The sequence below is a fragment of the Flavobacterium sp. genome, assembly GCF_044339515.1.
In the GTDB taxonomy this organism is placed as follows: Bacteria; Bacteroidota; Bacteroidia; order Flavobacteriales; family Flavobacteriaceae; genus Flavobacterium.
Genome location: NZ_JBIIVK010000006.1, coordinates 77,210 through 91,238 on the forward strand (window position 1 = coordinate 77,210; position 14,029 = coordinate 91,238).

At 37.3% G+C, this 14,029-nt stretch carries 14 protein-coding genes; 9 read left to right on the forward strand and 5 right to left on the reverse strand.

The window, feature by feature from the left end:
• Positions 1-6 precede the first annotated feature (6 nt).
• Positions 7-246: a hypothetical protein gene (locus ACIQ0M_RS02855; RefSeq protein ID WP_396149518.1), complete on the reverse strand. Its 240-nt coding sequence runs from the start codon at positions 244-246 to the stop codon at positions 7-9.
• Positions 247-529: 283 nt separating this feature from the next.
• Between ACIQ0M_RS02855 and ACIQ0M_RS02860 the strand changes: the two genes are divergently transcribed.
• The 3 genes from ACIQ0M_RS02860 to ACIQ0M_RS02870 all read left to right on the forward strand — a co-directional run bounded on the left by ACIQ0M_RS02860 (position 530) and on the right by ACIQ0M_RS02870 (position 1,817).
• Positions 530-919, forward strand: a complete 390-nt coding sequence (locus ACIQ0M_RS02860; RefSeq protein WP_396149520.1) for a VOC family protein — start codon at positions 530-532, stop codon at positions 917-919.
• Positions 920-923: 4 nt separating this feature from the next.
• Entirely contained in the window at positions 924-1,316 is a 393-nt protein-coding gene (locus ACIQ0M_RS02865) for a DUF1801 domain-containing protein (protein ID WP_396149523.1), read from the forward strand.
• A 78-nt stretch (positions 1,317-1,394) separates the two neighbouring features.
• On the forward strand, positions 1,395-1,817 hold the full coding sequence (locus tag ACIQ0M_RS02870; protein ID WP_396149525.1) for an SRPBCC family protein: 423 nt from the start codon (positions 1,395-1,397) through the stop codon (positions 1,815-1,817).
• A 326-nt stretch (positions 1,818-2,143) separates the two neighbouring features.
• On the opposite strand, the gene ACIQ0M_RS02875 is transcribed toward ACIQ0M_RS02870, so the two are convergent.
• Positions 2,144-2,329, reverse strand: a complete 186-nt coding sequence (locus ACIQ0M_RS02875) for a hypothetical protein (protein ID WP_396149527.1) — start codon at positions 2,327-2,329, stop codon at positions 2,144-2,146.
• A gap of 110 nt (positions 2,330-2,439) precedes the next feature.
• Between ACIQ0M_RS02875 and dcm the strand changes: the two genes are divergently transcribed.
• A complete protein-coding gene (gene dcm / locus ACIQ0M_RS02880; RefSeq protein WP_396149529.1) occupies positions 2,440-3,678 on the forward strand; it encodes a DNA (cytosine-5-)-methyltransferase in 1,239 nt (412 codons plus the stop codon).
• On the opposite strand, the gene ACIQ0M_RS02885 is transcribed toward dcm, so the two are convergent.
• The 3 genes from ACIQ0M_RS02885 to ACIQ0M_RS02895 all read right to left on the reverse strand — a co-directional run bounded on the left by ACIQ0M_RS02885 (position 3,654) and on the right by ACIQ0M_RS02895 (position 5,491).
• Positions 3,654-4,418, reverse strand: coding sequence for an Eco47II family restriction endonuclease (locus tag ACIQ0M_RS02885; RefSeq protein WP_396149531.1), 765 nt, complete (start codon positions 4,416-4,418; stop codon positions 3,654-3,656). The genes dcm and ACIQ0M_RS02885 overlap by 25 nt on opposite strands.
• Positions 4,419-4,519: 101 nt before the next feature.
• The gene (locus ACIQ0M_RS02890; protein ID WP_396149533.1) at positions 4,520-4,705 is read right to left on the reverse strand and encodes a hypothetical protein; all 186 of its coding nucleotides are present in this window, start codon (positions 4,703-4,705) and stop codon (positions 4,520-4,522) included.
• 15 nt (positions 4,706-4,720) lie between these two features.
• On the reverse strand, positions 4,721-5,491 hold the full coding sequence (locus tag ACIQ0M_RS02895) for a DUF3883 domain-containing protein (protein WP_396149535.1): 771 nt from the start codon (positions 5,489-5,491) through the stop codon (positions 4,721-4,723).
• 54 nt (positions 5,492-5,545) lie between these two features.
• Between ACIQ0M_RS02895 and ACIQ0M_RS02900 the strand changes: the two genes are divergently transcribed.
• From ACIQ0M_RS02900 to ACIQ0M_RS02920, 5 genes are all read left to right on the forward strand, one after another.
• Positions 5,546-5,755, forward strand: coding sequence for a hypothetical protein (locus tag ACIQ0M_RS02900; RefSeq protein ID WP_396149537.1), 210 nt, complete (start codon positions 5,546-5,548; stop codon positions 5,753-5,755).
• A gap of 253 nt (positions 5,756-6,008) precedes the next feature.
• The gene (locus ACIQ0M_RS02905; protein WP_396149539.1) at positions 6,009-7,457 is read left to right on the forward strand and encodes a carboxypeptidase-like regulatory domain-containing protein; all 1,449 of its coding nucleotides are present in this window, start codon (positions 6,009-6,011) and stop codon (positions 7,455-7,457) included.
• A gap of 1,169 nt (positions 7,458-8,626) precedes the next feature.
• Positions 8,627-9,343: a DNA repair protein RecO gene (gene recO / locus ACIQ0M_RS02910; protein WP_396149541.1), complete on the forward strand. Its 717-nt coding sequence runs from the start codon at positions 8,627-8,629 to the stop codon at positions 9,341-9,343.
• 623 nt (positions 9,344-9,966) lie between these two features.
• Positions 9,967-13,464: an isoleucine--tRNA ligase gene (gene ileS / locus ACIQ0M_RS02915; protein WP_396149543.1), complete on the forward strand. Its 3,498-nt coding sequence runs from the start codon at positions 9,967-9,969 to the stop codon at positions 13,462-13,464.
• A gap of 6 nt (positions 13,465-13,470) precedes the next feature.
• The gene (locus ACIQ0M_RS02920; protein WP_396149545.1) at positions 13,471-13,851 is read left to right on the forward strand and encodes a TraR/DksA family transcriptional regulator; all 381 of its coding nucleotides are present in this window, start codon (positions 13,471-13,473) and stop codon (positions 13,849-13,851) included.
• The last annotated feature ends 178 nt before the right edge of the window (positions 13,852-14,029 follow it).

Genomic DNA, 14,029 nt, shown 5'->3' on the forward strand with positions numbered 1-14,029 from the left:
TTCAGCCTACTTAAATTTACTCGCCGAATTTTTATTATCGATGTCTTGCGAATGATCGGGATACGATTTTCTTTTGAATGATCGTCTAAAAAACCGTGTGAAAAAGGGAGTACTTTTTGTTTCAGAAGGGATAGTGTTATCTACAGTGAAAATCCAAAATAAAATTCCAAATACGACCGCTAAAATTAAGGCTAAAAGTAACCACCAAGCTGTGGGATAATCGTCTAAAAATTGCACTGTTTCCATAATTAGGTTTGTTTTTAAGTCTAACTATAAAATTAAACCGTTTTAGTAAAAAAGGCTTTATACTATTAAAAGGAAGTCTTACATCATTCTCACGTGCCGGTAGAGAAATAGCTGTTTAAGGGGCAAAATCAACAAATTTGTTAATAAGGAGAGTTACAAAAATTTTTATTCTTTTTTTAATTAAATTCGCTTATCCCTTTTCCAGTAAATTTCTTGTCATAAGGCAAGTTTATTCTAAAAGAGACTTCTTATTTTTGTTAATCAACTTTAAATAAATAAACAAATGAACACAAATGTAGTCTGTTGGTTCGAGATTTATGTGGATAATCTGGAACGTGCAAAAAAATTCTATGCAACGGTTTTAGGAACCGATTTTCATGACATGGACTCTCCGGATGGTAGCGATGATTTTAAAATGTCTTGTTTTTCATCTTCTGAAAACCAAGGTGTAAGCGGTGCTTTGGTGCAAATGAAAGAAGCCCGAACCAATAATCCCGCGAACACTTCCACCATTGTTTATTTTCCTTGTGAGGATTGTAACGTGGAAGAAAGCCGCGTTGAAAAAGCTGGCGGAAAAGTACATTGTCCTAAAATGTCTATTGGTGAACATGGTTTTATCAGTTTGTGTATTGATTCTGAAAACAATACATTTGGATTGTATTCCATGCAATAAAACGATGCAAACACCAATTTCCAACTATATAGAAAGTTTATCGGAGGAAAAAGATAAGGATATCGGACATCAGTTAGTCCATTTGATTGATACGCACTTGGCTTTTACTGAATCAAAAATCTGGCATGCTCATCCGGTTTGGTTTATTGACGGTAATCCAATTGTGGGTTTCAGCAAGCAAAAAGCCGGCATCCGATTGATGTTTTGGAGTGGTGCCGATTTTGAAGAAGCACAATTGGCTGTTCGCGGGCAAAAGTTTAAAGATGCCTCGATTTTCTTCAATTCTGTTTCCGAAATTAATTCCGAAGATTTGAAACGCTGGCTTCAAAAGGCGGAAACCATTCAGTGGGATTATAAGAATATTGTGAAGAGGAAAGGAAGGTTGGAAAGGCTCTGAGGTGCTGAGGTGCTGAGGTTTAAAAGTTTAAGGGTTTAAAAGTTTAAAAGGGGTTGCGAAAAAGGAAATAATACTACTATGAAAGTAATACAAATTACGATTGAAGCTACGGTAAATCAATCACCGGAAATGGTTTGGGAACACTATACCCATTCCAAACATATTGTCAATTGGAATTTTGCTTCTGATGATTGGCATTGTCCAAAAGCAGAAAACAATCCAATTGTGGGCGGAACCTATTTTTCAAGAATGGAAGCCAAAGACGGCAGTTTTGGTTTTGATTTTAGAGCGGTGTACGATGAAGTTATTCCGAATGAAAAATTGGTTTATACGTTGGAAGACGGGCGAAAAGTAACCACATTATTTGAAAAGATTGGCAACACAACTCAAGTTACCACTGTTTTTGAAGCTGAAAATCAAAATCCGGTGGACCTGCAAAAAGCAGGTTGGCAAGCGATTTTGAATAATTTTAAAAGCTATGTGGAGGGAAATAATGGTTAAACTTTTGTGTTTTTTTGGTTTAAAAGTTTAAAAGGCAAGGTGAAATAGCTTTGTATATGCATTCAATATAGCTTTACTACGACTTTTATCAGGCTTTGATACTGCTTTGATCAGGGGATGGTATGCCATACGAATAGTTTAGCAGTACTATACAAGTACTATACCTATACTATAATGATGAACTACTAAAAGGGGAAAACAAAAAAAGGAAGTAAAACCGCACCGATAAAAAATAAAATACCGCTACACACACAAAGATAATTTTTTTGGTGAAATAAGCGTGGGTTTTTACACTTTTTTGGGTGAAGTTGGTTATCTGTATATGATTAATGATTTATTATCTTTTCTATAAATAATTCTTCTCCTGTTTCAAAATCTTCAATTCTGAAATCTTCGCCACAGTCATCACAGTGATAATATATTACTGTTTTGTTAGGAAAGTAATCATCGTTTTTAACGACAATTTCTTCCCAAGCGTCTTCATTGCAAGTACATTTTTTGTGTTGAATCATTATTGTGAATATCTGTTCATAAAATTACTAAAATTAAAATTCTTTTTATTTTGGCAAGTCATTTTTTCTATTAAATTTGTAACCATTGTATAAGGTTAAACAATTTGGTTATGGATGATTTAATGACATTATCTGAAGCTTCAGAATATATAAGCAAAAGCAAAGAAACCCTCCGAAGATGGGATAATGAAGGTAAACTCAATGCTGTTCGTGAGCCAATGAGTAATTACCGTTTATATAGAAAATCAGATTTAGATACACTTTTTGGTGGTTTTATTGATTACAAAATCAAAGAAACGGTTTCAAATTTTGTAGAACCAGATAACCAATATACCGTAATTGAATTATTTGCAGGAGCAGGTGGTTTAGCGGTTGGAATGGAAAAAGCCGGATTGAAATGTGTGGCCTTAAATGATGTGGATAAATGGGCTTGTCAAACCCTAAGAAATAACCGACCTAACTGGAATGTTTTGGAAGGAGACATTAAACAATTTAATTTTAATGAATACAAAGATAAAGTAGATGTGGTTACAGGTGGTTTTCCTTGTCAAGCCTTTAGTTATGCTGGAAAAAAACTAGGACTTGCTGATGCTCGTGGTACACTTTTTTATGAATTTGCTCGTGTGGTTAAAGAAGTGAATCCACCCATTTGCATTGGTGAAAACGTACGTGGTTTGTTAAGTCACGATAATGGAAAAACCTTGCAAGGAATGATTTCTATTTTAGATGAAATTGGGTATAACGTAGTGCCTGTTCAGGTACTAAAAGCTATTCATTACAATGTGCCTCAAAAACGAGAGCGTTTAATTTTAGTTGGGATTCGAAAAGATATTGGGTTAAAGTACGAATATCCAAAACCCTACAAACGTATTTATAACTTAAGCGATGCATTAAAAAAAGGCGATTTGTTCAACACCGATGTGCCAAAATCAGAGGGAGCAAAATATCCCAAAAGTAAAATTGAAGTGTTGGATTTAGTACCACCAAAAGGCTATTGGCGTGATTTACCACTCGCCATTCAAAAAGAATTTATGGGGGGAAGTTTTCATTTAGGCGGTGGAAAAACAGGTATCGCTCGCCGAATTGGTTGGGATGAACCTTGTTTAACGTTAACGTGTAGCCCAGCTCAAAAACAAACGGAACGTTGCCATCCAGAAGAAACGAGACCTTTTACGGTTCGTGAATATGCACGCATTCAAACCTTTCCTGATGATTGGCAATTTGCGGGTTCTATCGCTCAACAATATAAACAAATTGGAAATGCGGTTCCAGTGAATTTAGGTAAAGAAGTAGGTTATTCGATTGTGAAGTTTTTGAACGCGTATTACAGTTTATCAAAACCCAAATAAAAACCATAGTTTTCAAAGGTAATTTGATCTAAAACCGTTCTTTTAGATTTTTTGGTTTCCTTGTTGATTTCTTCTAAAGCTGAGTTTTCATTCACTGCATTTGTGTTTTCAATACTTTTTAAATAGTCGGCTATAACTAGAGGCAGTTTTTTATATAGCTGATAAAAAGAATCTTGTTGACCAGAAAGTAAAGCATAAAATTGGTCACCAGAAATTTTGTAAACCCTACTATGACTATATTCTTTACCGTTGATTTCGCCTTGCCATAATTCGCAAAAACTACTTTTTGCTAAGATTTGAACCCAATAACATTTTGATTTTTTATAAGTGTCAGCATAACGAGCTAGTTTTTGAAACAAAGCTTCAGCCGAACTGCTATTCATAGTATTATGTTTGTTTTTAATATCTGCAAATAGGGTGTCGTCATTTGCCTTAATGTCAAATCCACTTAATTTTCCAACTTCAAAACCTTTTATTCCTCCTAAAATTTGTTCGTGAAAAGTACCGATTGAATTGTTTATTGACTTATCAATTTGGCGAAGTATTTCTCCTTTTATCAAACTTTCTTCGTCAATGCTATTAAATTTTGCATCGAATGTGAGTTTGACAGTGTCCACTTTGTTGCTGTAAAAACTCTTTTTGGTCAAATTGTTTTTCGCTTTAGTATAAGCGTTATGCAGATTGGCCACACATTCTAAAAAGTGTTCGTCGGAGATAAAATCAACGTATTTGTTTTTCATAAACAACGGCTTTTATGGAAAGGCTAATGTAGGAATTAATATCCGATCTGTCAAAAAAGGAAATTTTATTGAAAATAAACTTTTAATAAATAAAATTATTATTAAATCTTTTTTATTTCAAGTTTAATCACATGATCGCAAACTTCACATTTAATTAAGCTTTTTTCATCAACAATTATATCAATCTCTATTTCATGATCACAAACAGGACAATTATAAATGATATCTTTAAGTTCAATTGGAGGATTTTGAACTGTTGGAACATATAAAATTGAAAATTCAGTCATATTCAAATGGTGTTTTTAATTAATATCAGAAATTAAATGATACTCTTTAATTTCTTTTGATTTTATAATCTTTTCCTCAAATTTGAGGTTTTTTAGTGGGTTGTCTATCGTAACAAATTTGGGGATATCATCTAAATTTAAAACCAAAGTTATAATGAAGTCTTTTTGATACTCTTTTGCTTTAGCATATTCATTTTCTGTAAGTCTAAATCTACCTTTTTTAGCCCTAATTCCTTTAACTTCTGCTAAATATGAATATTTATCTACATTAACTTGAAAATCATAACCATCTCCATATAATCTAGCATCTTCAATTATCCCATTTCTAAAAATATCTATGGAATTGTAATTATTAATAAAAAACAGCTCAGCCTCTAATCCGGTTTCCTGAAGTTTTTTAAACCTTGATTTTACAATAGGTTTTACATCAACAATAAAATTACTCAAATTAAAATTTTCTTTTAAATAAAGTTTGACAATATTAGAATAACCAACTACATTTTCATTGCCAAACAAACTATCGATTAAAAATTTTCGATGAATGTATGCATCCCCCTTTTGCCACCATCCTTTTCGGTTGTTTTCAAAGAAAGGATCAAATAAATCCATTCTGTTTTTGACTACACTACCGGTTTCTACAATACCAATTTCTACAAAATAATTAAAAAATGAACTTTTTGTTTTGAAACCAAATTGATGAATAAATGCATTATCAAATTTTGCCAAACCATAGCCTAATAAATTTAAGATTTCATAATTTTCATGTTTATTTTTATTAGTTATCATATTCTAAAGTCTTTTTATCAAATTTACTGATTTTTAAAATTAAAAATAGTTCATGTGATTTTTTTTCATTCAGTCTTTCTAATTGAATTAATAAAACATCATTCCAAAATACAATATTCGGAATTAGAATTTGCTATTCCATTTTGGAATAATTGGGTGGGTTTTAGAGATTCCTCCTTCGTCGGACACGAGAGCTTTGCTCGAATTGGCGAAGCAATGACAAGAAAGGGTGAGATTCCTCCTGCGTCGAACACGAGAGCTTAGCTCGAATTGGCGAAGCAATGACAAGATGGAGGTGAGATTTCTTTTGCATCGGACACGAAAGCTTGGCCCGAATTGGCGGAGCAATGACAACATTACAGCCTTTGATTGCGTGGTTTGATTGTCGAAATGCGGTGTCTAATTTGCTTCGTTTTTCATTTTTTCCACACTAGTAAAACCTTAAAATAAATTTAAAACCGCACCAACCTCTTTTCCTTTTGTGTAAGTTTACGGTAGAAACCTTACAAAAACCAATATGAAATCTACTGTTACGCTGTTTTTACTGGCTTTTACCGGCTGTTTTTGGTGTTCTTTTCTTTCTGCTCAGGTGCTCAAAGGCAAAATTGTAGATGCTCAAACGCAAGAGCCCATCGGGTATGCTTCGGTGCAACTTTCGCCCAATTATGGCGTCATTAGCAATCAGGAAGGCGATTTTTCGCTCTTGCAAAAGGATTTTACAGGGGAGTCGTTCGTGCAAATTTCGCACATCGGCTATCAGGAAACCCGAATGACTATCAACGACTTGCTACGGCAACCGGTGATTGCTTTGGAACCTTCTTCGCTGTTGCTGAAAGAAGTGGTGCTGGGCCCCACTTTAACGGCTTCGCAAATTCTACAAAAGTATGTGGAGAACAGCAGTAAAAACCATGCGGTGTCCGGTGTTCGGGTGCGGTATTTTAGCCGAAGCAAAGAAACGTATGTGCCCAAACGGTTTGAAGTGGACCTCAAAAAAATCAGTTTTGCCAACAAAAAAGAACTGCAGGAAAAGTTAGAAGCGTTTGAAAAAAAATTCAATAACAAAGAAATCACCGGTTTTACCGAAACCATGACCGATGTGTACCTCACACCAAAAGGCATGGTGACCAACCACCTCAAAGCCCTGAAATTAATTGATGGCGACGGCTTGAACATGGATAATTTTCAGGATAAATTTTTTGAACATACGTTTAAGCAATTGGAATCACCGTATACCTATCGCATTAATTCCGGCATTATTCCACTGGAAAAAAAGGCTTCGATGAAGGAAATCAGCAGTGATGCCAATGCCGCCGACACGCTGAAAAACAGTAACGGTTTTTATGCCTTGGGGTATGGTTTTATAGGCCATCGGGATTTTATCAGTAAGCAAGATCGTTATGAGTACACGCTTCAGGGTACGCAAATCATCAACGGCATGGAGTGTTATCACCTCACGTTTCGTCCCGATAGAAACAAAGCCAAATATGTGGGCGAACTTTTTATAAATACCGATGATTTTGGATTAGTGTATTATAAGTACGAACTGGCTCCTGAAAAAAGTGATTTTAAACTGAACCTCAAGTGGATGCTGGGCGTAAAATTCAATTCGTTTGACAATAAGATGGAGGTGTTGATGAAGAAATCACCCACGGGCACGTATTATCCGCAGTTGATTAAAACGTATAATGCGAGTTATGTGTATGTGGACCGCAGTCTCTCTTTTACGGAAAATCATCCGAAAAGAAGTGAACGCAAGAAAATGAAGCTTAATTTTTTGATTGAAATGACCACAGGTGTGTCGGATGAAATTATTGCTGTGGAAATGGAGCCGCAGGAGGGAGAGGTGAAGCCTTTTCAGCCGGGGTATATTTTTTATGATGTGAAGCGGCAGTATGATCCGAAGTATTGGAGTGGGTTTACGATTCTTGAGGCAACGGAGGCGGTGCGGGGTTTTAAGGGGGAGTAGTTTTTTTTAACCGCGAAGAACGCAAAGGAGGGTCGCAAAGGGCACAAGGACGCTACGCTTTTTTTAAGTGGAAAGCGGATTTTAATAGCTTCGTTTTTTTTAACCGCGAAGAACGCAAAGGAGAGTCGCAAAGGGCACAAGGACGCTTCGCTTTTTTAATGGAACACAGATTAAACGGATTTAAATGATTTTCATAGATTTGATAGCTTCGCTATAATTGATTGAAAGGGATTAAAATCTGCGATGTTAGCAGTATTTTCAACGTCTCGTCTCCCCTCTCCTTTGGAGAGGGGTTGGGGGTGAGGTTTCTAAATGTTTTAATAGAACACAGATTAAACGAATTTGCTCCGCAAAACGCGGATTTTTATAGCTTCGCTTTTTTTCACGCAAAGTCGCAAAGACGCAAATTTTTGGGGACGCTACGCTTTTTTAATGGAACACAGATTAAACGGATTTAAATGATTTTCACAGATTTGATAGCTTCGCTATAATTGATTGAAACGGATTAAAATCTGCTATGTTAGCAGTATTTTCAACTTCTCGTCTCCCCTCTCCTTTGGAGAGGGGTTGGGGGTGAGGATTCTAAATGTTTTAATGAAACACAGATTAAACGGATTTAAATGATTTTCACAGATTTGATAGCTTCGCTATAATGGATTGAAACGGATTAAAATCTGCTATGTTAGCAGTATTTTCAACGTCTCGTCTCCCCTCTCCTTTGGAGAGGGGTTGGGGGTGAGGATTCTAAATGTTTTAATGGAACACAGATTAAACGGATTTAAATGATTTTCACAGATTTAATAGCTTCGCTGTAATGGATTGAAACGGATTAAAATCTGCTATGTTAGCAGTATTTTCAACGTCTCGTCTCCCCTCTCCTTTGGAGAGGGGTTGGGGGTGAGGATTCTAAATGTTTTAATAGAACACAGATTAAACGAATTTGCTCCGCAAAACGCGGATTTTTTAGCTTCGCTTTTTTTCACGCAAAGTCGCAAAGACGCAAAGTTTTGGGTACGCTCCGCTTTTTTTTTAATGGAACGCGGATTGAACGGATTTTGATAGCTTCGCTATTTTTTTTCTCACAGAAAGCACAGAAAGCACAGAAGAAGACTGCTTTTTTGGGAGGAAAGACTTTTGGAAACCTAGTTTGTATCGTTTACTTTTACATCATGCAAGTTAAAACCAAAGCCCTCGTGATTTCAGCCTTAAAATATCAGGAAAAATCCCTGATTGTGAAGTGTTTGACACGTACGGATGGGTTAAAAAGTTACTTTGTACCCAACGCTTTTTCGGCTCGCAAGAGTCAGCAGAAAATTGGGTATTTTCAGCCCTTGACGTTGTTGGAAATAGAGGCGACGCACAAAAACCAAGGTAAATTGGAGTATTTTAAGGAGATTCGCATCAGTCAGCCTTTTGTGAGTTTGCACAATGATATTGTCAAAAGTTCGATGGCTCTTTTTCTGTCGGAAGTATTACACCACTGCATCCAAGAGGAAGAGAAGAACGAAGCTTTTTTTGATTATTTAGAAACGGCTTTGCTTTGGTTGGATGGCCACGATGAGGTGGTGAATTTTCACTTGATTTTGTTGTTGGGGATGACTCGCTTTTTAGGATTTTATCCGGATGTGTCGCAAGATGACGCGTCTTATTTTGAACTGACAGAAGGGGTTTTTACGCACTATCACGGGGTGAGTTGCCTCTCGGAACACGAAACGATGTTGTTTAAGAAGTTGATTGAACTAAAATTCAACAGCGAAGGCAAGTGTTTTGTGGCGGCAGAGCGAAAGGTTTTGCTTAAAATTTTGTTGGATTATTATGCGTTTCATTTGGATGGGTTTAGGAGGCCGAAGTCGTTGGAGGTGTTGGGGGAGGTTTTTTCTTCTTAGGTACTGAGGCTCTGAGGGGCTAAGGTGCTGAGGTTTTTTACCACGAAGGGCACAAAGGAGGCACTGAGAGTAAAGGGACGCTACGCTTTTTATGGAACACGGATTGAGAGGATTAAATGGATTTTCAAGGATTTTGATAGCTTCGCTGTAATGGATGGAAGCGGATTAATAGGGTTAATTTTTTAGTTTTTTTTCTTGATGTTTTTAACTACGAAGGGCACTAAGGAGGTACTAAGAGCATAAGGACACTTCTCTTTTTGATTTTCTCGCAATCCCGAAAATTCGGGAGCAAAGTCACAAAAAATAGTGATACCATTTAAACTTGAATGTTAGTAGTTATTTCAACGGTTTCGCTCCCCTCTCCTTGGGAGAGGGGTCGGGGGTGAGGATTTCAGCTTCGCTATTTTCTCTCACAGAAAACACAGAACACGCTGAATACAGTAAGCACTTCTAAAATTATCCTTCAACTAATTGACTCATTGCTCCATTGCCCAATTGCCGAATTGGCACATCGGCACATTGCCACATTGCCACATTGCCACATTGCCACATTGCCACATTATTTTACCATATTATCCCAAAAATCCTTACTTTCGCAAATTGATTTTTTAGAACGAGAAAAAATGAGTACGAAATTCGCTGAATACAAAGGACTTGACCTGCCAACCGTGGCCACGGAAGTGCTGAAGTATTGGAAGGAAAACCAGATTTTTGAACAAAGTGTCACCAGCCGTGAAGGGCAACTACCGTATGTGTTTTTTGAAGGTCCGCCTTCAGCCAATGGTTTACCCGGTATTCACCACGTGATGGCTCGTGCGATTAAAGATATTTTTTGCCGTTATAAAACCCAAAAAGGCTTTCAAGTCAAGCGAAAAGCGGGTTGGGATACGCATGGTTTGCCGGTAGAATTGGGTACGGAAAAAGAATTGGGCATTACCAAAGAAGACATCGGCACCAAAATTACCGTTGCCGAATACAACGAAGCTTGTAAACGCACCGTCATGCGATACACCGACGTGTGGAATGATTTGACTGAAAAAATGGGCTACTGGGTGGATATGAACGACCCGTATGTAACCTATAAATCCAAATACATGGAGTCGGTTTGGTGGTTGTTGAAACAGATTTACGATAAAGATTTATTATACAAAGGCTACACGATTCAGCCGTATTCGCCTAAGGCGGGAACAGGACTGTCTTCACATGAAGTGAACCAACCGGGTAGTTACAGAGATGTGACGGATACCACCGTTGTGGCTCAATTTAAAACAAAACCGGAAACGTTACCCAGCTTTTTACAAGGGTTTGGCGATATTCATATTTTAGCTTGGACGACTACCCCTTGGACATTGCCAAGTAATACGGCCTTGACGGTTGGACCAAAGATTGACTATGTGTTGGTGAGAACGTTTAATCAATACACGTTTGAGCCGATTAATGTGGTGTTGGCAAAGAATTTAGTGGGTAAACAGTTTGATAAAAAATTCAAATCAATTGAAACAGAGAAAGAATTTAATGAGTATGCAACATTATATACGGCATTCCATAAATTAAAAAGAAAGATTGAATTAACAGAAACAGAAAAAGCTTCAATACACACACAAATAGATTCAGGTGACATAAATAAAGAACCAAATATTCCCTACCAAATTTTAACCGAATGCAAAGGAGCGGATTTAGTAGGCATTCGCTACGAACAATTATTGCCATGGATTTTACCGTATCAACATCCTGAAAATGCGTTTCGTGTGATTTCAGGCGATTTTGTGACGACGGAAGACGGTACCGGAATCGTACATACGGCTCCTACTTTTGGTGCGGATGATGCGAAAGTGGCGAAAGAAGCTACTCCGGAAGTACCGCCTATGTTGGTGTTGGATGCCGCCGGAAATCCGGTTCCGTTGGTGGATTTACAAGGGAAATTCATTCAAGGTTTGGGTGATTTTTCCGGGAAGTATGTAAAAAATGAATATTACACCGAAGGTGAAGCTCCGGAACGCTCTGCGGATGTGGAACTTGCCATCTTGTTGAAAGAAGAAAATAAAGCCTTCAAAGTAGAGAAATACGTCCATAGTTATCCGCATTGTTGGCGAACAGACAAACCGATTTTATATTATCCGTTGGATTCGTGGTTCATCAAAGTAACTGAAATTAAAGACCGTATGTTTGATTTGAACGACACCATCAATTGGAAACCTAAAGCTACCGGAGAAGGTCGTTTTGGCAACTGGTTGAAGAACGCCAACGACTGGAATTTGTCCCGTTCCCGATACTGGGGCATTCCGTTCCCGATTTGGCGAACAGAAGACAAAACGGAAGAAGTTTTAATTGGTTCGGTAGAAGAATTGTATCATGCCATTGAAAAATCAATAGAAGCCGGTTTTCAAAAAGAAAATCCGTTTAAAGGATTTGAAATTGGCAACATGAGTGAGGAAAACTACGATTTAGTGGATTTACACAAGAATGTAGTAGATGAAATTGTGTTGGTTTCTCCTTCCGGCAAACCGATGAAACGGGAAACCGATTTGATTGACGTTTGGTTTGACAGTGGAGCGATGCCGTATGCACAATGGCATTATCCGTTTGAGAACAAGCATTTAATTGACAATAACGAAGCTTTTCCGGCTGATTTTATTGCAGAAGGTGTCGATCAAACCCGTGGTTGGTTTTATACCTTACATGCCATAGGAACGTTGGTGTTCGATACAATTGCCTATAAAAATGTGGTTTCGAATGGTTTGGTTTTGGATAAAAACGGGCAAAAAATGTCGAAACGTTTGGGTAATGCGATTGATCCGTTCAAAACGTTAAGCGATTTTGGTCCCGATGCGACACGTTGGTACATGATTGCCAATGCGAATCCGTGGGATAATTTAAAGTTTGATATTGAAGGAGTTGCTGAGGTTAGACGAAAGTTTTTCGGCACGTTGTATAATACGTATTCGTTCTTTTCGTTGTATGCAAACATTGATGGATTTACGTATCAAGAAGCAGAAGTTCCTCTAACTCAAAGACCGGAAATTGACCGATGGATTTTATCGGAATTGCAAACGTTGGTACAGTTGGTGGATGAAAGTTATGCCGATTATGAACCCACCAGAGCAGCGAGAGCGATTTCTGATTTTGTTCAGGAGAATTTGAGTAACTGGTATGTGCGTTTGTGTAGACGAAGATTCTGGAAAGGCGAATACGGCACCGATAAAATTGCGGCGTATCAAACGTTGTATACCTGTTTAATTACTGTGGCTAAATTATCAGCTCCGATAGCTCCGTTTTATATGGACAGACTTTACCGAGATTTAACACAGGCAACACATTCAGAAAATTTTGACAGCGTACATTTGGCCGATTTTCCGAATTATGTTGAAAAATATGTTGATAAATCGTTGGAGAGTAAAATGATGAAAGCACAGACGGTTTCGTCGTTGGTTTTATCGCTTCGCAAGAAGGAGATGATAAAGGTGCGTCAACCGTTGCAAAAGGTAATGATTCCGATACTTGACGAACATCAGCGTGCTGAAATTGAAGCGGTTTCTGACCTGATAAAAGCGGAAGTAAACGTGAAAGAAGTGGTGTTGTTAGACGATGCTTCAGGCGTATTGGTGAAGCAAATCAAGCCGAATTTCAAAGCCTTAGGGCCTCGTTTTGGGAAAGATATGGGATTGATTGCCAAAGAGATACAAGGTTTTTCACAAGAACAAATTGCTGAATTAGACCGTACGGGTAGCTATTCGCTTGTTATTTCAGGAAATTCAATAACTTTAACACAAGATGATGTGGAGATTTCTTCGCAAGATATCCCGGGTTGGTTGGTGGCTAATGCAAACGGAATTACTGTAGCTTTAGACATTACGATTACAGATGAATTGCGAAAAGAAGGCATTGCGAGAGAGTTGGTGAACCGTATTCAAAATTTGAGAAAAGACAGTGGTTTTGAAGTAACCGATAAAATAAAGGTTCAATTGTTGAAAAATGGTATCTTAGAGGAAGCCATCACTGCAAATGAATCGTATATAAAGTCCGAAACATTAACCGAATTGCTCGTTTTTGAAGACCATCTCGAAAATGGTACGGAAATTGAGTTTGATGACATAAAAACACTAATAATAATTTCAAAATAGATTAATATGACAGATGAAGTAGTACGATTCTCAGAAGCCGATTTGGCTGAGTTCAAAGAAATTATCCTAAAAAAAATTGAGAAAGCTCAGAATGATTTAGAATTGATAAAAAGTGCCTATATGAATGATTTGAATAACGGAACCGACGATACGTCACCTACATTCAAAGCATTTGAAGAAGGTAGTGAAACGATGAGTAAAGAAGCGAATTCTCAATTGGCTATTCGCCAGGAAAAGTTTATCCGCGATTTGAGAAATGCTCTTTTCAGGGTGGAAAACAAAACCTATGGCGTTTGCAAAGTAACCGGTAAATTAATCTCTAAAGAACGGTTGAAATTGGTCCCACATGCTACGATGAGTATTGAGGCAAAAAATATGCAGCGATAAGGAGCTAAGGCTCTGAGTTGCTGAGGTACTGAGATTTAAATATGTAAAACAATGACTAGTCCTAAATAATCGATACAGATTATTAGACAAAAATAAATAAATTAAACACTTGCAAAAACGTTTTTGCAAGTGTTTTTAGTTTTATAGGTTTTCATTTACAATTTATTTTGTTGATGCA